Origin of the sequence: Pseudomonas donghuensis, from assembly GCF_000259195.1 — a bacterium.
Classification (GTDB): Bacteria; Pseudomonadota; Gammaproteobacteria; order Pseudomonadales; family Pseudomonadaceae; genus Aquipseudomonas; species Aquipseudomonas donghuensis.
Window position 1 is genome coordinate 64,577 of record NZ_JH650762.1, and the last position, 23,017, is coordinate 87,593.

General features: G+C 61.2%; 28 protein-coding genes and 3 tRNA genes. 8 read left to right on the top strand and 23 right to left on the bottom strand.

Annotation, left to right across the window (positions count from 1 at the left end):
- Positions 1-121 precede the first annotated feature (121 nt).
- The 9 genes from UW3_RS0110605 to thrS form a co-directional block, all read right to left on the bottom strand.
- A tRNA-Pro gene (locus tag UW3_RS0110605) sits at positions 122-198 on the bottom strand.
- A 106-nt stretch (positions 199-304) separates the two neighbouring features.
- Entirely contained in the window at positions 305-661 is a 357-nt protein-coding gene (locus UW3_RS0110610) for a MerR family transcriptional regulator (protein ID WP_010222411.1), read from the bottom strand.
- Positions 642-944 carry an integration host factor subunit alpha gene (gene ihfA / locus UW3_RS0110615; protein ID WP_002553164.1) on the bottom strand — a complete coding sequence of 101 codons (303 nt, stop codon included), beginning with the start codon at positions 942-944 and terminating at the stop codon, positions 642-644. Before ihfA ends, UW3_RS0110610 begins: the two co-directional genes overlap by 20 nt.
- 3 nt (positions 945-947) lie before the next feature.
- Positions 948-3,323, bottom strand: a complete 2,376-nt coding sequence (pheT, locus tag UW3_RS0110620) for a phenylalanine--tRNA ligase subunit beta (protein ID WP_010222412.1) — start codon at positions 3,321-3,323, stop codon at positions 948-950.
- A 36-nt stretch (positions 3,324-3,359) separates the two neighbouring features.
- On the bottom strand, positions 3,360-4,376 hold the full coding sequence (gene pheS / locus UW3_RS0110625; RefSeq protein WP_010222413.1) for a phenylalanine--tRNA ligase subunit alpha: 1,017 nt from the start codon (positions 4,374-4,376) through the stop codon (positions 3,360-3,362).
- 104 nt (positions 4,377-4,480) lie between these two features.
- A complete protein-coding gene (rplT, locus tag UW3_RS0110630) occupies positions 4,481-4,837 on the bottom strand; it encodes a 50S ribosomal protein L20 (RefSeq protein ID WP_010222414.1) in 357 nt (118 codons plus the stop codon).
- Between the two features lie 29 nt (positions 4,838-4,866).
- A complete protein-coding gene (gene rpmI, locus UW3_RS0110635; protein WP_009394045.1) occupies positions 4,867-5,061 on the bottom strand; it encodes a 50S ribosomal protein L35 in 195 nt (64 codons plus the stop codon).
- 60 nt (positions 5,062-5,121) lie between these two features.
- Entirely contained in the window at positions 5,122-5,673 is a 552-nt protein-coding gene (infC, locus tag UW3_RS0110640; protein ID WP_174242331.1) for a translation initiation factor IF-3, read from the bottom strand.
- Complete coding sequence (gene thrS, locus UW3_RS0110645; protein ID WP_010222416.1) at positions 5,673-7,595, bottom strand: threonine--tRNA ligase; 1,923 nt, start codon at positions 7,593-7,595, stop codon at positions 5,673-5,675. The genes infC and thrS overlap by 1 nt, the downstream gene beginning before the upstream one ends.
- A gap of 143 nt (positions 7,596-7,738) precedes the next feature.
- Between thrS and UW3_RS28685 the strand changes: the two genes are divergently transcribed.
- The 3 genes from UW3_RS28685 to UW3_RS0110655 all read left to right on the top strand — a co-directional run bounded on the left by UW3_RS28685 (position 7,739) and on the right by UW3_RS0110655 (position 8,648).
- Positions 7,739-7,933 (top strand): hypothetical protein, encoded by a 195-nt coding sequence (locus UW3_RS28685; protein ID WP_145959287.1) that lies wholly within the window; start codon positions 7,739-7,741, stop codon positions 7,931-7,933.
- Positions 7,934-7,978: 45 nt separating this feature from the next.
- Positions 7,979-8,275, top strand: coding sequence for a hypothetical protein (locus UW3_RS0110650; protein WP_010222418.1), 297 nt, complete (start codon positions 7,979-7,981; stop codon positions 8,273-8,275).
- A gap of 160 nt (positions 8,276-8,435) precedes the next feature.
- Positions 8,436-8,648 carry a cold-shock protein gene (locus tag UW3_RS0110655; protein WP_007956027.1) on the top strand — a complete coding sequence of 71 codons (213 nt, stop codon included), beginning with the start codon at positions 8,436-8,438 and terminating at the stop codon, positions 8,646-8,648.
- Positions 8,649-8,859: 211 nt separating this feature from the next.
- Here the strand turns inward: UW3_RS0110655 and UW3_RS0110660 are convergent, their stop codons facing one another.
- Positions 8,860-9,180: an I78 family peptidase inhibitor gene (locus tag UW3_RS0110660; protein WP_010222419.1), complete on the bottom strand. Its 321-nt coding sequence runs from the start codon at positions 9,178-9,180 to the stop codon at positions 8,860-8,862.
- 130 nt (positions 9,181-9,310) lie between these two features.
- Complete coding sequence (locus UW3_RS0110665) at positions 9,311-9,613, bottom strand: hypothetical protein (RefSeq protein ID WP_010222420.1); 303 nt, start codon at positions 9,611-9,613, stop codon at positions 9,311-9,313.
- A 191-nt stretch (positions 9,614-9,804) separates the two neighbouring features.
- Here UW3_RS0110665 and UW3_RS0110670 point away from each other — a divergent pair, with 191 nt between their 5' ends.
- The gene (locus UW3_RS0110670; RefSeq protein WP_010222421.1) at positions 9,805-10,014 is read left to right on the top strand and encodes a hypothetical protein; all 210 of its coding nucleotides are present in this window, start codon (positions 9,805-9,807) and stop codon (positions 10,012-10,014) included.
- Here UW3_RS0110670 and UW3_RS0110675 read toward each other — a convergent pair.
- From UW3_RS0110675 to UW3_RS0110705, 7 genes are all read right to left on the bottom strand, one after another.
- Positions 9,986-10,957, bottom strand: a complete 972-nt coding sequence (locus UW3_RS0110675) for a nucleoside hydrolase (RefSeq protein ID WP_010222422.1) — start codon at positions 10,955-10,957, stop codon at positions 9,986-9,988. The genes UW3_RS0110670 and UW3_RS0110675 overlap by 29 nt on opposite strands.
- 74 nt (positions 10,958-11,031) lie before the next feature.
- The gene (rbsD, locus tag UW3_RS0110680; RefSeq protein ID WP_010222423.1) at positions 11,032-11,436 is read right to left on the bottom strand and encodes a D-ribose pyranase; all 405 of its coding nucleotides are present in this window, start codon (positions 11,434-11,436) and stop codon (positions 11,032-11,034) included.
- Complete coding sequence (rbsK, locus tag UW3_RS0110685; protein ID WP_010222425.1) at positions 11,433-12,341, bottom strand: ribokinase; 909 nt, start codon at positions 12,339-12,341, stop codon at positions 11,433-11,435. The genes rbsD and rbsK overlap by 4 nt, the downstream gene beginning before the upstream one ends.
- Before the next feature lie 14 nt (positions 12,342-12,355).
- Positions 12,356-13,378 (bottom strand): LacI family DNA-binding transcriptional regulator, encoded by a 1,023-nt coding sequence (locus UW3_RS0110690; RefSeq protein WP_010222426.1) that lies wholly within the window; start codon positions 13,376-13,378, stop codon positions 12,356-12,358.
- Between the two features lie 4 nt (positions 13,379-13,382).
- The gene (locus UW3_RS0110695) at positions 13,383-14,375 is read right to left on the bottom strand and encodes an ABC transporter permease (RefSeq protein WP_010222427.1); all 993 of its coding nucleotides are present in this window, start codon (positions 14,373-14,375) and stop codon (positions 13,383-13,385) included.
- Positions 14,372-15,922: a sugar ABC transporter ATP-binding protein gene (locus UW3_RS0110700; protein WP_010222428.1), complete on the bottom strand. Its 1,551-nt coding sequence runs from the start codon at positions 15,920-15,922 to the stop codon at positions 14,372-14,374. Before UW3_RS0110700 ends, UW3_RS0110695 begins: the two co-directional genes overlap by 4 nt.
- 51 nt (positions 15,923-15,973) lie before the next feature.
- Complete coding sequence (locus UW3_RS0110705; protein WP_010222429.1) at positions 15,974-16,930, bottom strand: sugar ABC transporter substrate-binding protein; 957 nt, start codon at positions 16,928-16,930, stop codon at positions 15,974-15,976.
- 335 nt (positions 16,931-17,265) lie between these two features.
- On the opposite strand from UW3_RS0110705, the gene UW3_RS0110710 reads away from it, so the two are divergent.
- From UW3_RS0110710 to UW3_RS0110720, 3 genes are all read left to right on the top strand, one after another.
- Positions 17,266-18,354: an asparaginase gene (locus UW3_RS0110710; protein WP_010222430.1), complete on the top strand. Its 1,089-nt coding sequence runs from the start codon at positions 17,266-17,268 to the stop codon at positions 18,352-18,354.
- A gap of 164 nt (positions 18,355-18,518) precedes the next feature.
- Positions 18,519-18,788, top strand: a complete 270-nt coding sequence (locus UW3_RS0110715) for a DUF1654 domain-containing protein (protein WP_026001273.1) — start codon at positions 18,519-18,521, stop codon at positions 18,786-18,788.
- Positions 18,789-18,794: 6 nt separating this feature from the next.
- The gene (locus UW3_RS0110720; RefSeq protein ID WP_010222433.1) at positions 18,795-19,487 is read left to right on the top strand and encodes an endonuclease; all 693 of its coding nucleotides are present in this window, start codon (positions 18,795-18,797) and stop codon (positions 19,485-19,487) included.
- A gap of 3 nt (positions 19,488-19,490) precedes the next feature.
- Here UW3_RS0110720 and UW3_RS0110725 read toward each other — a convergent pair whose 3' ends face one another.
- The 5 genes from UW3_RS0110725 to UW3_RS0110745 form a co-directional block, all read right to left on the bottom strand.
- Complete coding sequence (locus UW3_RS0110725; protein ID WP_010222434.1) at positions 19,491-19,916, bottom strand: bifunctional (p)ppGpp synthetase/guanosine-3',5'-bis(diphosphate) 3'-pyrophosphohydrolase; 426 nt, start codon at positions 19,914-19,916, stop codon at positions 19,491-19,493.
- 13 nt (positions 19,917-19,929) lie between these two features.
- Positions 19,930-20,445, bottom strand: a complete 516-nt coding sequence (locus UW3_RS0110730) for a GNAT family N-acetyltransferase (protein ID WP_010222435.1) — start codon at positions 20,443-20,445, stop codon at positions 19,930-19,932.
- Positions 20,446-20,499: 54 nt separating this feature from the next.
- Positions 20,500-21,069 carry an SPOR domain-containing protein gene (locus UW3_RS0110735; RefSeq protein WP_010222436.1) on the bottom strand — a complete coding sequence of 190 codons (570 nt, stop codon included), beginning with the start codon at positions 21,067-21,069 and terminating at the stop codon, positions 20,500-20,502.
- A 155-nt stretch (positions 21,070-21,224) separates the two neighbouring features.
- A tRNA-Val gene (locus UW3_RS0110740) sits at positions 21,225-21,301 on the bottom strand.
- Positions 21,302-21,460: 159 nt separating this feature from the next.
- Positions 21,461-21,537, bottom strand: a tRNA-Val gene (locus tag UW3_RS0110745).
- Between the two features lie 186 nt (positions 21,538-21,723).
- Between UW3_RS0110745 and UW3_RS0110750 the strand changes: the two genes are divergently transcribed.
- Positions 21,724-23,007 (top strand): NAD(P)/FAD-dependent oxidoreductase, encoded by a 1,284-nt coding sequence (locus tag UW3_RS0110750; protein WP_010222437.1) that lies wholly within the window; start codon positions 21,724-21,726, stop codon positions 23,005-23,007.
- Positions 23,008-23,017 lie beyond the last annotated feature (10 nt).

A 23,017-nucleotide genomic window follows, 5' to 3' on the forward strand; every position in this document is an offset into this window, starting at 1 on the left:
GTGGCCAGCTTTAACTATTCTGAGCAGAAAATCGGGATATTGAACAAGGCCAATTCAACCAAAAGTGCCCTACCCCAAAAACAACAAAGCCACCCGAAGGTGGCTTAGTCGTTCTAAATAATGGTCGGGACGGAGTGATTCGAACACTCGACCCCTTGCACCCCATGCAAGTGCGCTACCGGGCTGCGCTACGCCCCGACTGGGCTTGAAGCATGTTCCCCTGGTTGCTGAGAACGTTGAAGAATGTACCCTAACCTTTTGAATTATGGAAGCATTTTTTCCAAAATTCCGGGCCCGATAAGGGTTACTTCTTCAGCACCACCAACACGTCTTCCAACTCGACAATCATCTGCCGGATCAGTTGTTTGTACTGGGTGGTGTCGTCCTTGGCTTCATCGCCAGAGAGGCGCAGGCGCGCCCCGCCGATGGTGAAGCCTTGGTCGTACAGCAGCGCGCGGATCTGGCGGATCATCAGCACGTCTTGGCGCTGATAGTACCGCCGGTTGCCGCGGCGCTTTACCGGGTTGAGTTGCGGGAATTCCTGCTCCCAGTAGCGGAGCACGTGCGGTTTTACCGCGCAAAGCTCACTCACTTCACCAATGGTGAAGTAGCGTTTGCCTGGAATCGGCGGAAGCTCGTCGTTATGACTTGGTTCCAGCATAGGCCTCAACTCGGGCTTTCAACTTCTGCCCTGGACGAAAGGTGACGACCCGACGTGCCGTGATCGGGATTTCTTCCCCGGTTTTGGGGTTACGGCCCGGCCGCTGGCGCTTGTCGCGCAGGTCGAAATTGCCGAATCCGGACAATTTGACCTGCTCGTTGTCTTCTAGAGCGTGCCTGATTTCCTCAAAGAACAGCTCGACCAATTCCTTGGCCTCGCGCTTGTTCAGGCCCAGCTCCTCGTACAGCCGTTCGGCCATCTCAGCTTTCGTCAGAGCACCCATACGCTATTTCCTTAACGTGGTGTTCAACCTTTGTTCGAGCGAGGTGAGGATGTTCTGGGTTGCAGTATTCACCTCTTCATCATTAAGAGTGCGCGATGGATGCTGCCAGGTCAAGCCGACGGCCAGGCTTTTTCTATCAGGATCAATGCCTTTACCCTGATAAACATCAAACAGCCTGAGGTCTGTGAGCCATTCGCCTGCATTGTCACGAATTACCTCAAGCACCGAGCTCGAAGCAACATCACGTCCTGCCACCAAGGCCAGGTCACGACGCACTTCCGGGAATTTCGACAGCTCGCTGAACTTCGGCAGGCGGCCTTCGGCCACTTCACCCAGGACCAGCTCGAAGACGTACACCGGACGGTCCAGGCCCAAGGTCTTGGCCAGCTCAGGGTGGATGGCACCCAGGTAGCCAACTTCGCGACCGTCACGCTCGATGCGTGCCGTCTGGCCCGGGTGCAGCGCCGGGTGCTTGCCTGGCACGAAGCTGAACTCGGCCAGCGAGCCTGAGAAGCCCAGCAGCGCCTCGACATCAGCCTTGACGTCGAAGAAGTCGATGCTGTCGCGACCGTTTGCCCAGCCTTCCGGCAGGCGGCTGCCGCAGACGACACCGGCGAGCATTGGCTGCTGCTCGAGGTCGCCCAGCTGGCCGACGAAGCGCAGGCCGCTTTCGAACAGGCGCACGCGGTCTTGCTGACGATTGAGGTTGTGCTGCAGCGACTTGACCAGGCCCGGCCACAGGGAGGCACGCATGGCCGCCATGTCGCTGGAGATCGGGTTGGCCAGCAGCAGCGGCTCGACGCCCGGGCTGAACAGTTCGAACAGTTTCGGGTCGATGAAGCTGTAGGTGATGGCTTCCTGGTAACCACGGGCCACCAGCAGGCGACGCAGGGCTGGCAGGTCGCCACGGGCTTCAGCCTTGGCCTGCGGGGCCAGGCGCGCTTGCGGGTAACGTACCGGCAGGCGGTTGTAGCCGTACAGGCGCGCCAGTTCTTCGATCAGGTCGACTTCCAGGCTGATGTCGAAGCGATGGCTAGGTACTTCGACCTGCCACTGCCCTTCCCCGGCGGTGGTTTTCAGGCCCAGGCCGTTGAGCAGTTGCTCGACGTCGGCGCTGGCCATTTCCATGCCCAGCATCTGGGTCAGGCGCTCGGCGCGCAGGGTGATCGGTGCGACCTTGGGCAGGTGCGCTTCGCTGGTCACGTCGATTACCGGGCCCGCTTCGCCGCCAACGATCTCCAGCAGCAGAGCGGTTGCGCGCTCGATGGCTTCGCGCGCCAGTTGCGAGTCGACGCCACGCTCGTAGCGGTGCGAGGCATCGGTGTGCAGGCCGTAGGAGCGTGCCTTGCCAGCAACGGAGATCGGCTCGAAGAAGGCGCTCTCGAGGAAGAGGTCACGGGTGCCAGCGGCAACGCCACTGTGCTCGCCACCCATCACGCCGGCAATGGCCAGGGCGCGGCTGTGGTCAGCGATCACCAGGGTGTCGGGACGCAGGGTAACTTCCTGGCCGTCCAGCAATACCAGCTTCTCGCCCTCTTCCGCCATGCGCACGCGGATGCCGCCGTTGATTTCGGCGAGATCGAAGGCGTGCATCGGCTGGCCGAGTTCGAGCATCACGTAGTTGGTGATGTCGACGGCAGCGTCGATGCTGCGCACGTCGGAGCGACGCAGACGCTCGACCATCCACAGCGGAGTTGGCTTGGACAGGTCGACGTTACGGATAACGCGGCCCAGGTAGCGTGGGCAGGCAGCGGGCGCCAGCACTTCAACCGGACGCACTTCGTCGTGGGCGGCGGCAACGGCCGGCACTTGCAGACGGGTCACCGCTACGTCGTACAAGGCACCCACGTCACGGGCCAGGCCCGCCACAGACAGGCAGTCGCCACGGTTCGGGGTCAGGCCGATCTCGATGCTGGCGTCATCCAGGTCCAGGTACACGCGAATGTCTTCGCCAACCGGGGCGTCGGCAGCCAGCTCCAGCAGGCCGTCGTTTTCTTCGCTGATCTGCAGCTCGGCCGCCGAGCAGAGCATGCCGTTGGATTCAACGCCACGCAGCTTGGCCTTCTTGATCTTGAAGTCGCCCGGCAGTTCGGCACCGATCATGGCGAAGGGGATCTTCAGGCCAGGGCGCACGTTAGGCGCGCCGCACACTACCTGGAAGGTCTCGCTGCCACTGCTGACCTGGCACACGCGCAGCTTGTCGGCATCGGGGTGCTGTTCGGTGCTCAGCACCTCACCGACGATGATGCCGCTGAACTGGCCGGCGGCCGGGGTGACGCTGTCGACCTCAAGGCCGGCCATCGACAGACGGGCGACCAGATCGTCACGGGATACCTGCGGGTTGACCCAACCGCGCAGCCACTTTTCACTGAATTTCATCCTGCTCTCCTGAAAGATTCGTTACGGGTGCGCGACCTAGCGAAATTGCGCAAGGAACCGCAAGTCGTTGTCGAAGAACAGGCGCAAATCGTTGACGCCGTAACGCAGCATGGCCAGGCGCTCGGCGCCCATGCCGAAGGCAAAGCCCTGGAACTCTTCGGGGTCGATGCCCGACATGCGCAGCACGTTGGGGTGAACCATGCCGCAGCCCATGACTTCCAGCCAGCCAGTTTGCTTGCACACACGGCAGCCTTTGCCGCTGCACATCACGCACTGGATATCGACTTCAGCCGATGGCTCGGTGAAGGGGAAGAACGACGGGCGGAAACGCACCGCCAGTTCTTTTTCGAAGAACACCCGCAGGAATTCTTCGATGGTGCCTTTGAGGTCGGCAAAATTGATGTCGCGATCGATCAGCAGGCCTTCGACCTGGTGGAACATCGGCGAGTGGGTCAGGTCCGAGTCGCAGCGGTAAACGCGGCCCGGGCAGACAATGCGGATTGGCGGCTGAGTGGACTCCATGGTCCGCACCTGCACCGGCGAGGTGTGGGTACGCAGCAGCATGTTGGCATTGAAATAGAAGGTGTCGTGCATTGCCCGGGCCGGGTGGTGGCCGGGAATGTTGAGCGCTTCGAAGTTGTGGTAGTCGTCTTCGACCTCAGGGCCTTCGGCGATGCCGTAGCCGATGTGGGTGAAGAACTGCTCGATGCGTTCCAGGGTACGGGTGATCGGATGCAGACCACCGGAGGTCTGGCCACGGCCCGGCAGGGTTACATCAATGCACTCGGCAGCCAGGCGGGCGCTGAGCTCGGCCTCTTCAAACGCCGCCTTGCGCGCGTTGAGGACCTCGGTGACGCGTTCCTTGGCGTCGTTGATCAGCGCGCCAACCTTTGGCCGCTCTTCGGCAGGCAGATTGCCCAGGGTCTTCATCACCTGGGTCAGTTCGCCTTTCTTGCCAAGGAAGTGCACCCGGATCTGTTCCAGGGCATTGATGTCTTCAGCGCGTTCCACGGCCTCCAGGGCTTGGGAGACCAGCGCGTCCAGGTTTTCCATGTACAGACTCCAGATACGAAATAGGGGAAGAGCGCAGGCTCTTCCCCTATTAAGACGTTTAACACCAGGTGCCGGAAATGACACCGGGTGATTGTCGGGGGTACTTAAGCCAGCGAGGCTTTAGCTTTCTCGACAATCGCAGCAAACGCCGCTTTTTCGTTCACTGCCAGATCGGCCAGAACCTTGCGGTCGATTTCGATCGACGCTTTTTTCAGGCCAGCGATCAGGCGGCTGTAGGACAGACCGTTGATACGCGCACCAGCGTTGATACGAGCGATCCACAGAGCGCGGAACTGACGTTTTTTCTGACGACGGTCGCGGTAGGCGTATTGGCCTGCCTTGATGACCGCTTGCTTGGCAACACGGAATACGCGCGAGCGAGCGCCGTAGTAGCCTTTAGCCAGTTTCAGAATTTTCTTGTGACGCTTACGAGCGATGACGCCACGCTTTACACGAGCCATGAGTAACTTCCTCTAATCTTTGACCGAAATTAACGTACGCGCAGCATGCGCTCGACTTTTGCAACGTCCGACGGGTGCAGCAGGCTGCTACCACGCAGTTGACGCTTACGCTTGGTCGACATTTTGGTCAGGATGTGGCTCTTGAAAGCGTGCTTGTGCTTGAAGCCCGAAGCGGTTTTCAAGAAACGCTTCGCTGCACCGCTTTTGGTTTTCATTTTTGGCATGTTCGGATACTCCGCATTCAGTTGATAAACATAACCGCAAGGCCTGCCGTGCCCTGGTGGTTATTTCTTTTTCTTGGGTGCGATGACCATGATCAGCTGGCGTCCTTCCATCTTAGGATGCTGTTCGACGGAACCGTATTCCAAAAGGTCAGTTTCGACCCGCTTCAACAGTTCCATACCCAGCTCCTGGTGGGCCATCTCACGACCGCGAAATCTCAAGGAAATCTTGGCCCTGTCCCCATCACTCAGGAAACGTACCAGGTTGCGTAGTTTTACCTGGTAATCCCCCTCCTCCGTCCCTGGACGAAACTTGATTTCTTTAATCTGGACCTGCTTCTGATTCTTCTTGGCCTCGTTGGCTTGCTTCTTCTTTTCGAAGAGGTGCTTGCCGTAGTCCATGACTTTGCAGACAGGCGGTACTGCGTCGGCAGAGATCTCTACCAGGTCCAGCTTCGCTTCTTCAGCGATACGAAGCGCTTCATCAATCGAGACGATGCCAATCTGCTCGCCGTCAGCGCCAATTAACCGAACCTCGCGTGCCGAGATATTCTCGTTGATCGGGGCCTTCGGTGCAGCTCGTTTATCGTTTCTCATTTCACGCTTAATAGTAATTACTCCGATTCTTGGCGACCACGCCGGGAAACCGCTTGAGCGAGGAATTCAGCGAATTGAGCGACGGGCATCGAGCCCAGGTCAGCGCCTTCACGAGTACGCACAGCGACGGTTTGCGTTTCGACTTCGCGATCCCCTATAACCAAAAGGTAAGGGACCTTGAGCAAAGTATGCTCGCGGATTTTAAAGCCGATTTTCTCATTTCTCAAGTCGGACTTGGCACGGAACCCGCTTTCATTGAGAGTTTTTTCAACATTCTGGGCGAATTCGGCCTGCTTGTCGGTGATATTCATGATCACCGCCTGGGTTGGCGCGAGCCAGGCCGGGAATGCACCTTCGTAATGCTCGATGAGAATTCCGACGAAACGCTCGAACGAACCGAGGATTGCACGGTGCAGCATCACCGGATGCTTGCGGCCGTTGTCTTCGGAGACGAATTCGGCGCCCAGACGGATCGGCAGGTTGAAGTCGAGCTGCAGGGTACCACACTGCCACACGCGACCCAGGCAATCCTTCAGCGAGAACTCGATCTTCGGCCCGTAGAAGGCACCTTCGCCCGGCTGCAGGTCGTACGGCAGGCCGGCGCTGTCGAGGGCGGCGGCCAGTGCGGCTTCGGCGCGATCCCACAGCTCATCGGAACCGACGCGCTTTTCAGGGCGGGTCGAGAGCTTCATTTCGATGTCCTTGAAGCCGAAGTCGGCGTAGACATCCATGGTCAGCTTGATGAACGCGGCGGATTCGGACTGCATCTGCTCTTCGGTGCAGAAGATGTGCGCGTCGTCCTGGGTGAAGCCACGTACACGCATGATGCCGTGCAGCGCACCCGACGGCTCGTTACGGTGGCAGGCACCGAACTCGGCCAGACGCAGCGGCAGCTCGCGGTAGCTCTTCAGGCCCTGGTTGAACACCTGCACGTGGCATGGGCAGTTCATCGGCTTGATGGCGTAGTCGCGGTTTTCCGACTGGGTGGTGAACATGTTGTCGGCGTAGTTGGCCCAGTGGCCAGACTTTTCCCACAGCGAACGGTCAACAACCTGCGGAGTCTTGATCTCCAGGTAGCCGTTCTCGCGCTGCACCTTGCGCATGTACTGTTCCAGTACCTGGTACAGGGTCCAGCCGTTCGGGTGCCAGAACACCATGCCCGGCGCTTCTTCCTGGAGGTGGAACAGGCCCAGGCGCTTGCCGATTTTACGGTGGTCGCGTTTTTCGGCTTCTTCGATGCGCTGAATGTAAGCAGCCAGCTGCTTCTTGTCGGCCCAGGCGGTGCCGTACACGCGCTGCAACTGCTCGTTTTTAGCGTCGCCGCGCCAGTAGGCGCCGGACAGCTTGGTCAGCTTGAAGGATTTCAGGAAACGGGTGTTCGGCACGTGCGGGCCGCGGCACATGTCGACGTATTCTTCGTGGTAGTACAGGCCCATGGCCTGTTCATCCGGCATGTCCTCGACCAGACGCAGCTTGTAGTCTTCGCCGCGGGCCTTGAACACGTCGATCACTTCGGCGCGCGGCGTGACCTTCTTGATGACGTCGTATTCGGTGTCGATCAGCTGCTGCATGCGCTGCTCGATCGCCGCCATGTCTTCGGGCGTGAAAGGACGCTCGTAGGCGATGTCGTAATAGAAGCCTTCGTCGATGACCGGACCGATGACCATGCGCGCAGTCGGGTACAGCTGCTTGACCGCGTGGCCGACCAGGTGGGCGCACGAGTGACGGATGATCTCCAGCCCCTCTTCGTCCTTGGGCGTGATGATTTGCAGGCTGGCATCGTTTTCGATCAGGTCGCAGGCGTCGACCAGCTTGCCGTCGACCTTGCCGGCGACGGTGGCTTTAGCGAGGCCCGCACCAATGGATGCGGCGACTTCGGCAACCGAAACTGCCTTGTCGAATGAACGTTGACTGCCATCGGGAAGAGTAATAATGGGCATGGCGCCTCCTCTCCTAGTGGTGACCCCTACCAAAGGTCACGTGGGTTGGGATGAGCCAGTACGCGATCCGCCCCTGTCTTTGCACAAGCAAAGCCTGCCTCACAGTGGCAGAAGCCCGAAGGCCTGCCAGGGAACGAACCAGAGTGACTGGAATAGTAAAAAAACAGTTGGGAGCTGCAAGCCGCAAGCTGCAAGAAAAAGCCGGCGGCGAGCTCAAGCCACGCATGCTAGCACAAAGCTTTCGGGCGATTGCGGGCAGATTGACCGGCTGGGCAGAAATATTCGGAAAATATGCCTTGGCGGTGAACTTGCGCGGATTTTTTCCGCTCAGAGTTTGAGAAGCGTCCTACTCTTGTGAGACTCGACCCCAAGGAGTGTTGGTTATGCGACTTCAGTCTCTTCTGGCCCTGGCGGCTGCATCTGCCCTGCTGCTGCCGCTGGGAGCCCATGCCGGCAAGCTACCCGCCAACTACCAGACGACCTGCGTAACGCAGGCGCAGAAGCAAGGCCTGGCACAGGATAAAGCCGAACAGCACTGCAAATGCGCCGGAGACGTGCTCGAAAAAAATCTCAGCGACAAGGAGATCAAGGACCTGGATACCCTGCAGGATGGCGTAGATGCAGCGGTAATGGAACGCGCGCAAAAAAATATTGCAGCGGTCTGCGGCCCGAAAAAATAGGGCCTTTCGCCAGTTATCCATCGCTAATTTGCTCCAGATCAGCATTCTGCGAAGGTAAAAGGGGCTACAAGCCCATAATTAGACTATGATGGTCGGCGTGCACCCTGTTGGCCTCGGCAACACCGCACTACTGAAAATCATGTTTCCTGGAGATACACCCATGTCTAATCGCCAAACCGGCACCGTAAAATGGTTCAACGATGAGAAAGGCTTCGGCTTCATCACTCCACAAGGTGGCGGCGACGACCTGTTCGTTCACTTCAAGGCTATCGAAACCGACGGTTTCAAAAGCCTGAAGGAAGGCCAGACTGTCTCCTTCGTTGCCGAAAAAGGCCAGAAGGGCATGCAGGCTGCACAAGTTCGTCCAGAGTAAGATCTGACCGAATAAAAAAACCCGTCCTTGTGGCGGGTTTTTTTGTGCCTGTATTTTGGGGCTGAAGGGCGTTTCTCTGTGGGAGCGGGCTTGCCCCGCGATCGGGCGCGAAGCGACCGTAATCCAGGCGCCACCTGATGTGTCAGCCGCACTGCCTCATCGCGGGGCAAGCCCGCTCCCACCACAGACAGTTGCTCCCACAGAGACCGTGTTAGCCACAGTTCACGCGGGTAACCACGCCTTTTTCGTCGGCGTTGAGGTTCAGGCGCTCGGAGCGGTACTCCAGGGTCATGACGTCGTGAGGCTTGAGCACACGGGCCAGTTGCGAGCCGCTGGCTTTGCGCGCCTGCTCTAGCAACTCGGGGGTGGCCGGCTTGCCGATGGCGAACTCGGCGCCGCTGGCCTGGCAACGGCCATCGGTATTGGCGGCAACGTCTTCCGGGGCCTTCGACGAAGAGCCACCCGTGCTGCTGCAACCTGCCAGTACGGCGACGGCCAACAGGCTTGCCAATGATGCACGCGTGCGGAACATGAATCCTCCTTAAATACTTGAATGCTGCCTATGTGACAGCACTCCTGGTTTTTCGTTGCAAAACCGGGCCATTGTGCCCGAGCCAGAGCGCTCAGGGCCAAGTGCAATCGTGACCGGATTTTGCACGATCTCAATACAGATCGATGTAATCACTGGCAGGTTTCGGCCAGTTATTCTTCAGGGCGTTGTACACCTGCCGTATCCAGCGCTCGTCGTCGGCCACTTGCGGGCCGACGCAACCGGAGCCCGCAGCCCAGGTTTCCAGACGAAAGGCCAGGCCGTCCAGCTCACGGCCACCGGTGACCTGGGACAACCAGGCAATGCCGGCGCGACTGACCCGCAGCTGATTGTGTACCGCGCCATTTCCGGCCACCAGCAGGGCCCGCACGTTGTCGAGGGTAAAGTCGTTGGGGTTGGTCAAATCGATCTGCACTGCGCTGTCCCGGCAAGCTAAAACACCGTTAGTTTGCCACGACCCTGTGCTTATGCCTAAGTCGCAGTGCGCCGCAGGTGGCGCCCATGATTTACTGCAAACATCGGCGGAGCGCAGGCCAGCCTCCCCTTCAAACGCCAGGGCCCGGCATTTGAACCGACAGCGCGCGCAGTTTTCTTTCGAGATTGATCATGACAAGCCACACCATCGATGCCGACATCAAGGTCAAATGGCCCGAGGGCCAGAGCGCCTACAGCCCGGCCAGCGCCGAGGAGTTGATGCTGATCGCGGTCGACCTGCTGGTCAAAGACCTGGGCCACGACGGTGCACGCAGCTACATCGACCAGGTCTTCGAACGTTACGCCCATACGGCTACGGCAGACGCGCCAGGCGGCTACTGAGCAGGTCGAAAAAGCCCTGGGCATCGCCGTCGGCGATCCAGGTGACGTTCGCCGGCTGCTTCAAGGCCCCGTACCAGTCAGTGATGGTCTGGCCAAAGGTCGGCCCATCACGGCTGTCGACCTGCATGAATACCTGGCGCCCCGTGAACAGTTCGGGCTTAAGCAGGTAAGCGATTACCGTGGTGTCATGCACCGGCCCACCTGGGATGCCATAGTGCTTCATGTCGGCCTTGACGTAGGCGTTGAGAATATCCACCACGCGCTTGCTGGCCGCATTGTTCAGGTTGGCGATCTGTTTCAGCCGGGCCTCACTGGTCAGCACCTTGTGGGTGACGTCCAGCGGCAGGTAGGTCAGCTTGACCCCACTTTTGAGCACCACTTCGGCAGCATGGGGGTCGGCGAACAGGTTGAACTCGGCCACCGGGGTGATATTGCCGCCGTTGAAGTGGGCACCGCCCATGACCACCACTTCCTTGATGCCGTTGACGATTTCTGGCGCCTCGATCAGCGCCAGGGCCAGGTTGGTCTGCGGCCCGAGCATGGCCACGGTGATGCTGTGCGGCTTGGCGCTGCTCAAGGTGTCGATCAGGTAGCGCACCGCATTGCCGTTGGCCAGCCCCTTCTGCGGCTCGCTGACCGTGACACCGGGCAAACCTTCTTCACCGTGGATGTCGGCGGCGTAGATCGGCGTGCGCAGCAGCGGCCTGGGCGCCCCCGCATACACCGGAATCTCTTCGCGCCCGGCCCACTCCCGGGCCAGGCGGGCATTGCGCGAGGTCTTTTCCAGGCGCACGTTGCCCGCCACAGTGGTGATGGCGCGGATTTTCAACTCATCAGGCGAAGCCATGGCCAGGAACAGCGCCACCACATCATCGGCGCCAGGGTCGGTATCAATAATCAGGTCAATGGGCGCGGCTTGGGCGCCAGCCGACAGCATGGACATCAGCAGTACTCCTTGGAGCAATCGTTTGGCACAGCTCAACATAAGACACGTCCTTATGGTCAGAGGGAAAAGCGCTAGAAGGTCACCCCGGCAACCAGCGCAATGTTGCTGTAGGGCTGGCACTCACCGGTGCGTACGATAGCGCGGGCGCTGCGGCTCAACTGCTTGAACTCGTCATGGCTGAGCAAGCGCCGGGCGCCCAACTCGCCCTGGGCCGCCAACTGTTCGACCGTTGCCAGGCCCGGCGGCTGATGCTGGAGGATTTCGTTCGCCAGCACGTGGCTTTCGACCTGCATTTCACTCAGCACCACCCGCAGGGTGCTGGCGAAATCAGGAACACCCGGCGTCAACGCCAGGTCGATCAGTTCCACCCCCGGCGGCACCGGCAGGCCGGCGTCGCCGATCAGCAGGATGTCACCATGGCCAAGGGAGGCGATCAGGCGCGACAAGGCGATGTTGAGCAACGGAGTCTTCTTCATGGGCGCAGCTCGGCAAGGTATGGAATCGAAGGCTGCGCACCGGCGCGGGTGACCGACAGCGCCGCCGCGCGCTGGCCGAAGGCGATGGCTGCGCCCTCCTCTTCGCCGCGCGCCAGGGCCGCGGCGAAACCGCCGACAAAGGTGTCGCCGGCCGCCGTGGTGTCCACGGGTTGCACCACCGGCGCGGAGAAATGCCTGAACGCCTGGCCATCGGCAAACAACGCACCCTGGGCCCCCAGGGTAACGATCACCTTGCCCACACCCAATGCCAACAAGCGCGTGGCGGCAACCTTGGCGCTTTCCAGGTCAGTGACCGGCACACCGCTCAGGGCCTCGGCTTCGCTTTCATTGGGAATCAGGTAGTCAATGCTGGCAAACCATTCGGCCGGCAGCGGGCCGCTGGCGGGCGCCGGATTGAGGATCACGGTTTTACCCAGCGCCCTGCCCCGTTCAAGGGTGTAGGCGACGGTCGCCATGGGCACTTCCAACTGGCAGATGATCACGTCGGCGTGTTGCAGCAAGGCATCAAAACGCTGCACTGATTCGGGCAGCAACTGGCCGTTACCACCGGCAATGATGACGATGGCGTTCTGGCTGGCGGCATCCACCACGATCAGCGCCACGCCACTGGACACACCGGCAGCAACGCCCACCGCCTGGCAGTCGATCTGTTCATCGGCCAGGGCCTGACGCAATTGCTGGCCATAGGCATCGTCACCGACGCAGCCGACCATCGCCACCTGCGCCCCCAGGCGCGCCGCCGCCACCGCCTGGTTGGCCCCCTTGCCACCGGGCACCGTGACGAAGGTTTCACCCACCAGCGTTTCGCCGCCGCGCGGCAAGCGCTGGGCGCGCGTTACTAGGTCCATGTTCAGGCTACCTACCACTACTACATTGGCGTGCATGTGCGGGCTCGTTCTCAGCGGTAATCATTGAAAAGGTCGGGGCGCGGCGCAGTCGACTCACGCAGGACGATGCTCGGCGCGACAATGCGCTGCTCCGGCGCGCCGCGCAGCGGTTCGGCAATACGCCGCAGCAGCAGTTCGGCGGCGTTTTCACCGAGCTCGCGGATCGACTGGCCGACGGTGGTCAACGCCGGGAACACGTACTGGCTGATCTGGATATCGTCGAAGCCGATCACCGACAGCTCGCTGGGCACGCAGATGTTGCGTTCGGCAGCGGCGCGCAATACACCGATGCCGATCATGTCGTTGCCAGCGAAGATCGCCGTCGGCCGCTCGCCTTCGAGCAGCAGCGCCGCCGCGGCATAACCGCCGAGGCTGGTGAAATCACTGCTCAGCAGCCAGTCCTGACGTGGAGTAACGCCGGCCTCGGCCAGCGCCCGATGGAAACCGGCCAGGCGCAACTGGGCAACGCTGGTGCTGGCCGGGCCGCCGATGCAGGCGATGTCGCGATGGCCCAGGTCCAGCAGGTGCCGGGTGGCCAGGTAAGCACCCTGCTCATGGTCGATGCGTACCAGGTCGGCGGCCACGCCCTCCAGGGCGCGGTCGACGATGACCATCGGCGTGCGCACGCTGGCCAGGCTGTCGAGCAGGTCGCGGTCTTCGCCGACCGAGGCAACGATCAGGCCATCAATGCGCTTTTCCAGCAGAACGCGCAGATAGCTGCGCTGCTTTTGCGGGTTGTCGTCGGAGTTGCAGAGGATCACGCAGTAGCCGTTGCGCTCGCAGCCGTCCTCGATCCCCCGGGCCAGTTCGGCGAAGTACGGGTTGACGCTGTTGGGCACCAGCAGGCCGATGGTTGCGGTGCTGCGCGCCTTGAGCGAGCGGGCCACGGCGCTGGGCACGTAGTCGAGCTCGGCAATGGCCGCCTCGACCTTGAGGCGCACCGGCTCACTGACCGGGCGGGTCTTGTTCAGTACATGGGACACGGTGGTGTAGGAAATCCCCGCCAGTGCCGCGACATCTTTGATGGTAGCCATTGTTTCAGTTCCGCCTGCGCGCGCGCCGGCTGCGGTAAGTGTCGAGGACCACGGCGATGACGATCACCGCCCCGGTGATGATGCGCTTGGTCGGTTCCGAGGCGCCGATTTGCGCCAGGCCTGCGGCCAGCACCGAGATGATCAGCACGCCGAAAAAGGTGCTGATCACCGAACCGCGCCCGCCCATCAGGCTGGTGCCGCCGATCACCACCGCGGCGATCACCTGCAGCTCCAAGCCGGAGCCGGCATTGGGGTCGGCGGCCTCCAGGCGGGAAATCTGGAACAGCGCGGCGAGGCCCGCGAGCAGGCCCATCAACGAGAACACCAGGATCTTGTAGGGGCGCGGATCGATACCGGCCAGGCGCACTGCTTTTTCGTTGGTGCCGATACCGATCAGGTAGCGGCCGAACACCGTGCGCGTGAGTACCAGTTGGGCGAGGATGATCACCAGCAAGGCAATCAGGAACGACGGCGACACGCCAAAGGCCAGGGGGTTGGACAGCCAGGCAAAGGCATCACCGATGTAGGCGGTGCGCGAATCGGTCAATTGATAGGCCATGCCCCGGGCCATTTCCAGCACGCCGAGGGAAACAATGAACGACGGGATGCGCCAGGCCACGGTGATCGAACCGGTGATGCTGCCGGCCAGCGCCGCCACCGCCATGCCGAGCAGGGCCGCGGGCATCACGCTCCAGCCCCAGCCGAGCATCGCCACGCTGACCGCCGACCCGGCCAGGGCCAGCACCGAGCCCACCGACAGGTCGATGCCGCCGATGATCAGCACGAAGGTCATGCCCACCGCCAGCACCATCAGATCGGGAATCTGGTTGGCCAGGGTGCTGAAGGTGGCATACGACAGAAAGTGACTACTCAAAAACGAGAACAGTACGATCATCGCCAGCAAGGCGCCGGCCAGGCCCAGGTAGGTACCCAGGCCAAAGTAGGTGCCGCTGCGCTTGGCGCTCGGGGCGGCGGTGTCCAGTTGCGTGGTTTTCATGGGGTTGTCCTGGGCGCCGCTTCATGCAGCAACGCATCACGTTTCTGATAGCCGGCAAAGGCCGCGGCCAGTAATTGGTCCTGGGTCCAGCTGTCGCGCTCGAAGGTGTCGATCAGGCGCCCGGCGCTGAGCACGCCGATGCGGTCGCAGATCAGCATCAGCTCGCGCAGGTCGCTGGACACCACCACCAGCGCCTTGCCCTGGCGCGCCAGTTCGGCCAAGAGGCCGTAGATGTCGAACTTGGCGCCCACGTCGATGCCGCGGGTCGGTTCGTCGAACAGCAGCACTGAACAGTCGCGCTCCAGCCAGCGGCCGATCACCACCTTCTGCTGGTTGCCGCCCGACAACTCGCCGACCACCTGCTCGGGGCTGGAACTGCGGATGCGCATGGCGGCGATCTGCCGTTCGGCCAGTTCGCGCTCGGCACCCCTGTCGACCACGCCCGCGCGGGAAATCGCCGGCAGGTTGCCCAGGGCGATATTGGCGCTGATCGACTGACTCAACAGCAGGCCTTCGCCCTTGCGGTCTTCGGTGATCAGGGCAATGCCCTGGCGCACTGCAGCCACAGGTGAGTCGACCCGCACCGGGCGCAACGGGCTACCCAGCTCGATACTGCCGCTGTCGGCGCGGTCGGCGCCGTAGATCAGCCGCAGCAGCTCAGTGCGCCCGGCACCGATCAGGCCGGAGATACCGAAAATCTCCCCGCTGCGTACGTCGAAGGACACCGCCTTGACCTTGTCGCTACGGCTGAGGTTGTTGACCTTGAGGATCGGCGCGCCGATGTTGCGCACGCCCAGGTCGATATGTTCGCCCAGCTCGCGGCCGACCATCAGGTTGACCAGTTGCTCACTGTTGTAACGCTGCATCGGCACGACACACACCAGCTTGCCATCGCGCAGCACGGCAATGCGCTGGGCGATGCGCTTGAGTTCTTCAAGGCGATGGGAGATATAAATGATGGCGACGCCGCGCTGCTGCAAGCGCTCGATCTGGCTGAACAGCAGCTCCACCTCGCGGGCGGTAAGCATCGCCGTGGGCTCGTCGAAGATCAGCACATGGCAGTCGCCGATCAGGTTGCGGGCGATCTCGACCATCTGCTGATGGCCGATGCCCAGCTCGCCGACCGGGGTATCCGGGTCGATGGCGTCCAGGCCGACCTGGGCCATGGCCGCCACCGCCAGCTGGCGCAGGCGCTTGCGGTTGATCCAGCCGGCACGCCCGGGCAAATTGTCGAGAAACAGGTTCTCGGCCACGGTCAGGGTTGGCAGCAGGTTGAGTTCCTGCATGACCATGCGCACGCCCAGCCGCTCGGCGGCGGCGCGGCTGCCCGGTTGGTAAGGCTGGCCCTGATAGAGCATCTGCCCGGTGGTGGGCACTTCGAGGCCGCCGATGATCTTCGACAGGGTGCTCTTGCCCGCGCCATTTTCGCCAGTCAGGGCCAGCACTTCGCCCCGGCGCAGGCTCAGGTCGATATCGCCGAGCACCGGCTGGGCGTAGGTCTTGCCGATCGCGCTGACTGAAAGTACGACATCCGCAGTCGCTGACATTGCCTGTTCTCCTGGCGCCCGCCGCACGGCGGACGCCCATCATGCGACTACTTAGTGGGTGACCAGCTCGACCGGCGTCTGGATGACGTTGTCGGCGTCGACGTCGGCTTTTTCGCCCTTGAGCATCTTCAGCGCCGCCTCGATGCCGAACACTGCCTGCTTGGCGGCGTACTGGTCGGCGGTGGCAAGCACGCGGCCATCCTTGAGCATCGGCTTGATGGCGTTGATGTTGTCGTAACCGACTACCTGCACCTGGCCGGCCTTGCCCGCTGCGCGCACCGCGGAAACCGCACCGAGGGCCATGCTGTCGTTGCCGGCCAGCAGGGCTTTGAGGTCAGGATTGGCGTTGAGCATGGCGGCGGCGACGGCATTGCCCTTGGCAATTTCCCAGTCGCCCGACTGCACCGAGACGACCTTGATCTGCGCCGCTTGCATCGCATCCTTGAAGCCGGCGGTGCGCTGCTGGGCGTTGGTGGTGGTCGAGACGCCCTCGATGATGGCGACCTGGTCACCGGCCTTGAGCTTCTGCTTGGCCAGGTACTCACCGACCAGGCGTGCGCCCTTGCGGTTGTCGGGGCCTACGAACGGCACGCTGAGGTTCTTGCTCTTGAGCACCTCGGGGTCGAGGCGGTTGTCGATGTTGATCACGGTGATGCCAGCGTCCATGGCCTTTTTCACCACCGGCACCAGGGCCTTGGAGTCGGCCGGGGCGATGACCAGGGCATTGACCCCGGAGACGATCATCTGCTCGACGATACGGATCTGGTTGCCGGCATCGGTCTCGTCCTTGATGCCGTTGGACACCAGTTCGAATTCATTGGCGTGGTCTTTCTGGTAGGCCTTGGCGCCGTCTTCCATGGTCAGGAAGAATTCGTTGGCCAGCGACTTCATCACCAGCGCGACTTTGGGCTTGGCTTCGTCGGCCAGGGCTTGGGAAAAGGGGGTGGCGAGGGTCAGCGAGGACAGAACGGCGAGCGCCAGCAGGCGTCCAGCAAAGGGCAGCTTCATGGGTTTACTCCGGATCTTATGATTTTTATCGGGTCGCAAACGTTTGCGTTAACTCACTATGAGAACGTCACCCGGTTTTGTCAAATTCGCTGCCGGAGACCACCTGGTCAGTGCTCGTAGGAATTATCCTAAAAACAACCGGAAAACCGAACACCTCTTGTACACAATATTCGGAATTCCGAATAGGAAAATGCTCCGTCCGCGCATCACCGACTCTTCTAAGCCCATGAAAATCAATAGAATCAAGATGAAAACCGACGAGCGGCAGTTCTGGTATGAAACCTGCTCCCTTGAGCGCGTTACACAGCAAACTCCAGCCAGAAGAGAAATCAACGATGAAAGCTGCGCTTAATTCCTTCGTTCCGGGCGCTATGGCCCTGCTGCTGTTAATGCCCGCAGGCGTCAACGCCAAGGAAGTCGAAAACCAACAGAAACTCGCCAACGTGGTGATCCTCGCCACCGGCGGCACCATTGCCGGCGCCGGCGCCAGCACCGCCAACAGCGCGACCTACCAGGCCGCCAAAGTCGGTGTCGACAAGCTGATCGCCGGCGTTCCGGAACTGGCCACCCTGGCTAACGTGCGCGGCGAACAAGTGCTGCAGATCGCTTCCGAAAGCATCAGCAACGAAAACCTGCTGCAACTGGGCAAGCGCGTTGCGGAACTGGCCGAGAGCAAGGACGTCGACGGCATCGTCATCACCCACGGTACCGATACCCTGGAAGAGACCGCCTACTTCCTCAACCTGGTCGAAAAAACCGACAAGCCAATCGTCGTGGTCGGCTCCATGCGCCCAGGTACCGCCATGTCGGCTGACGGCATGCTCAACCTGTACAACGCCGTGGCCGTTGCCAGCAACAAGGATTCGCGCGGCAAAGGCGTGCTGGTCACCATGAACGACGAGATTCAGTCGGGCCGTGACGTCAGCAAGGCCGTGAACATCAAGACCGAAGCCTTCAAGAGCCAATGGGGCCCGCTGGGCATGGTCGTGGAAGGTAAATCCTACTGGTTCCGCCTGCCGGCCAAGCGTCACACCGCCGATTCGGAATTCGACATCAAGAAAATCAGCAGCCTGCCTGCCGTGGACATCGCCTACGGCTATGGCAACGTCACTGATACCGCCTACAAGTCGCTGGCGCAAAATGGCGCCAAGGCGATCATCCACGCTGGCACCGGCAATGGCTCGGTATCGTCCCGCGTAGCGCCTACCCTGCAGGAACTGCGCAAACAAGGCGTGCAGATCATTCGCTCGTCCCACGTCAATGCTGGCGGCTTCGTGCTGCGCAACGCCGAACAGCCTGACGACAAGAACGACTACGTCGTCGCTCACGACCTGAACCCGCAAAAAGCCCGCATCCTGGCCATGGTCGCCCTGACCAAGACCCAAGACAGCAAAGAGCTGCAGCGGATCTTCTGGGAATACTGATTCAGTAACCCAAAGCGCTTGCCCGCCCTGTAGGACGGGCAAGCCTGCCTCCCCTACCCTCGCAAAAAATACTTTAAACAGACCGCAGCAAACCGCGCGGTTTGCGGTCACATGCGCTCTTTCACCGACGAGCTGTTGCGAAATTGCTTACAGTAAAATACTGTATGCGCATACAGCTAAAAAAGGAACGCTTCGTGGCCACCACTTCCGCCCCTGCCAGCAGTTACGAGCAACTGGGCATCCGCATCCAGAAAATCATCAACGCCCCCACCGCGCAAAAAGCCCGCGCCGCGCTGATCTTCCGCCTGGAGCACGAATCGCCTGAAGACTGGGCGACCCTGCTCGAGGAAATCGCCGAGAACGACAACGTCACCCTCGCCTACCGCGACGACGGTGGCGTGCAGATTTTCTGGGTTGTGCCGAAGGAAGATTGAAAGCGCATGAGATTTCCGGTTTTTGCAGTAGCTTGCCTGTTGTTCAGTGTCACCACCGCCCACGCCGATGCACCACGTACCTTCAGCGAAGCCAAGAAGGTCGCCTGGCGCCTGTATGCTCCGCAGTCCACCGAGTTCTACTGCGGCTGCAAGTACACCGGTAACAAGGTCGATTTGCAGGCCTGCGGTTATGTGCCGCGCAAAAATGCCAACCGCGCCTCGCGCATCGAATGGGAGCATATCGTCCCCGCCTGGCAGATCGGCCATCAGCGCCAGTGCTGGCAAAGCGGCGGGCGCAAGAACTGCTCGCGCAACGACAAGGTCTACCAGCGCGCCGAGGCCGACCTGCACAACCTGGTGCCGAGCATTGGCGAGGTCAATGGCGATCGCAGCAACTTCAGCTTCGGCTGGCTGCCCGAGCAGCGCGGGCAATACGGTTCGTGCCTGACCCAGGTGGACTTCAAGGCCAAGAAGGTCATGCCGCGGCCGTCGATTCGCGGGATGATCGCGCGCACCTACTTCTATATGAGCAAGCAGTACAGCCTCAAGCTGTCCAAACAGGACCGCCAGCTGTACGAAGCCTGGAACAAGACCTACCCGCCGCAGCCCTGGGAACGCCAGCGCAACCAACGGGTGGCCTGTGTGATGGGCCACGGCAACGAGTTCGTCGGCCCGGTGAACCTCAGCGCTTGCGGTTGAGGCTCAGGCCAGCGCCTGCAGGTAGGCGCTGGCCTGCTGGTAACGGGCCAGGCGGGCGATGTCGTCGGGGCCGGGAACGGCAATGCGCGACAGGTCGCTGTTGTCGGCAAGATCGGCCAGCTTGACCACACGCGCCAGCGGATCATCACCGACACGCACAACGAACGCTTCGTAGCTTTCGTCATCGCGCCGGCTTAGCGCCTGCACCGCAGCGAGAATCTTCAGGGCAAAGCCTTCGCGGGCCAGGTCCGAGAGCGTCATCGGCGAATCCTCGAGCACATCGTGGAGCACCGCGACAATGCGCTGCTCGGGCGTCGAGACCCTGAGCATCACCCGCAACGGATGCAGGATATAAGCTGCCCCGCCTTTGTCGTGCTGCCCCTCATGTGCCCTCGCCGCCACCGCAATGGCCCGCTCCAGCGTAGACATATGGCCCTCCTGCTCAGCATTGATGTCGTCGCAGACGCGCCATGCTGTAAACATCGATCAACTCACCGTCACGCATAGCATAGTCAATCAATTGACCTTCCACCGCAAAGCCGAAGCGCTTGTACAAGGCAAGCGCCGGTTGATTGTCGGTGTACACGGTCAACTCGACCCGCTGCAGGCCCATCCAGTTGTCGGCCACCTCCAGCACCGCCTCAAGCAGCCGGCTGCCGACACCCTGGCCTTGCCAGGCGGGCGCCACGCCCATGCCGATCCCGCCACAGTGGGCACGGCGGATGCGGGCGTATTGTTCCAGCGAGCAACTGCCGATGACTTCGCCCTGGTGAAGCGCCACCAGAAACAGCATCCGTTCGTTGTCCAGGCTCAGTCGCTTGCGCCAGATCTCCGCTGACTGGTAAGGCATCTGCAGCACCTGACGCGCCACCCGCGGGTCGTTGTACAGCGCGGTCAGGCCCTCGACATGCTGTTCGGTACAACGCTGCAGGGTAATGGCGGCGGATGAATCACTCATGACGGCTCTCCTTGCGTATGAGCCGCCAGTGTACGAGGTGCTTGAAGCCGCTGGCTAGCGCGGGACGTCGTGCTGGATGACGATCGAGTCGGTGCCCAGGCGCGCCATGACGTCGGCTTGCTGAGCCTCGGCTTGAGCCTTGTCCGGATAAGGGCCGAGCAGCACCACCGGCTTGCCGTTGCGGTAGACCACCGAGGACGGGATCTGTTTTTCGATCAGGCGTGCGGTCATGTCACTCAGGGCGCCCATGTTCGCACCCTGGACGATCTCGACATCCCAGCCTTGTGGCGCAGGCTGGTCGGCCGCAGCATCGGCGGCGCGCTGCAGGTCGGCACCGCCGCACTGCTCACGAATACGCAGGTTGCTGCCCTGCTCGGCGATGATGACTTCATAGCCGCTGGCCTGCTTGAGGGCTACGTAGCTGCGGTACGGCACAAAGGCGCCGGCGTCGTCTTTGCCGCGCACCTGGCCGCAAATGGTGCCTAGCTGGTCGATTCGCACGTTGGCGAACTTGGCTGTCTTGGGGTTCTGCAGGTGTTCGGCCACCTGCTTGTGCACGCCTTCGACTTCGTTCTCGCAACCGGCCAGAGCCAGCACCGCCATTACCACCGCCACTTTGCGCACGCGTCTATCTCCTGAATGCAAGCGGCGGATTTTAGCATTCTTGGCTGGCCTTTAGGGCCCTATCGCGGGGCAAGCCCGCTCCTACAGCTGAAATGCAAAAAGGGCGACCCTTGCGGATCGCCCTTTTTGTTACCACACAGCAGTGTGGATTTGTTTGGTAGGCACAATTGGATTCGAACCAACGACCCCCACCATGTCAAGGTGGTGCTCTAACCAACTGAGCTATGTGCCTGCTGTGGGGCGCATAATACGCAGGTCTTTAACCTTCGTAAAGCGAAATTTCATAAAAAAATCAGCAGCTTTGCTTTGCCAGGCAAAATTGCCCAGAAACAAAAAAGGCGACCCTTGCGGATCGCCTTTTTGTGTACCGCCAGCAGGGGCGGATTTGATTTGGTAGGCACAATTGGATTCGAACCAACGACCCCCACCATGTCAAGGTGGTGCTCTAACCAACTGAGCTATGTGCCTGCTGTGGGGCGCATTCTACGCAATCGACGAACAGTGTCAACTCTTTTTTTAACGCTAAGCCACTGAATAACAAAAGTATTTGCGAAAACCCGGGGTAAAGGATTTTCAACACACGACTAGCGGGTGTTTATTATTATTGATAGCATCGGTACAGTCGTAAAAAATATAAAACAGAGGTTTCGCAGCATGGCCAATACCCCCTACCCTCAGTCCTACTACGCCGCATCGGCCAATCCGGTTCCGCCGCGCCCGGCGCTGCAGGAAGAGGTACAGACCGATGTCTGCGTGATCGGTGCCGGCTACACCGGCTTGTCCAGCGCCCTGTTCCTGCTTGAGAGCGGTTTCAAGGTTACCGTGCTCGAAGCCGCCAAGGTCGGTTTCGGCGCCTCGGGCCGCAACGGCGGCCAGATCGTCAACAGCTATAGCCGCGACATCGACGTCATCGAACGTACCGTCGGCCCCAAGCAGGCGCAACTGCTGGGCCACATGGCGTTCGAGGGCGGGCGCATCATCCGTGAGCGCGTGGCCAAATACAACATTCAGTGCGACCTCAAAGACGGTGGCGTATTCGCCGCCCTGACCGCCAAGCAGATGGGCCACCTGGAATCGCAAAAGCGCCTGTGGGAACGCTTCGGCCACACCCAGCTGGAGCTGATGGACCAGAAGCGCATCCGTGAAGTGGTCGACTGCGACCAGTACATCGGCGGCATGCTCGACATGAGCGGCGGCCACATCCACCCGCTGAACCTGGCCCTGGGCGAAGCCGCCGCAGTCGAGTCGCTGGGCGGCAAGATCTACGAACAATCACCCGCCATCCGCATCGAGCGCGGCGCCAACCCGGTGGTGCACACCCCACAAGGTAAAGTGCGCGCCAAGTTCATCATCGTTGCCGGTAACGCCTACCTCGGCGGCCTGGTGCCGGAACTGGCGGCCAAGTCGATGCCGTGCGGCACCCAGGTGATCACCACTGAGCCACTGGGCGAAGACCTGGCGCGCAGCCTGCTGCCGCAAGACTACTGCGTCGAAGACTGCAACTACCTGCTCGACTACTACCGCCTGACCGGCGACAAGCGCCTGATCTTCGGCGGTGGCGTGGTGTACGGCGCCCGTGACCCGGCCAACATCGAAGCGATCATCCGCCCGAAAATGCTCAAGGCTTTCCCGCAGCTCAAGGACGTGAAGATCGACTACGCCTGGACCGGCAACTTCCTGCTGACCCTGTCGCGCCTGCCGCAAGTGGGCCGCCTGGGCGACAACATCTATTACTCCCAGGGTTGCAGTGGCCACGGCGTCACCTACACCCACCTGGCGGGCAAAGTGCTGGCCGAAGCCCTGCGTGGCCAGGCCGAGCGTTTCGACGCCTTCGCCGAGCTGCCGCACTACCCGTTCCCGGGTGGCCAACTGCTGCGCGTACCGTTCAGCGCCCTGGGCGCCTGGTACTACAGCCTGCGCGACCGCCTGGGCTTCTAAGCTCCCCTGC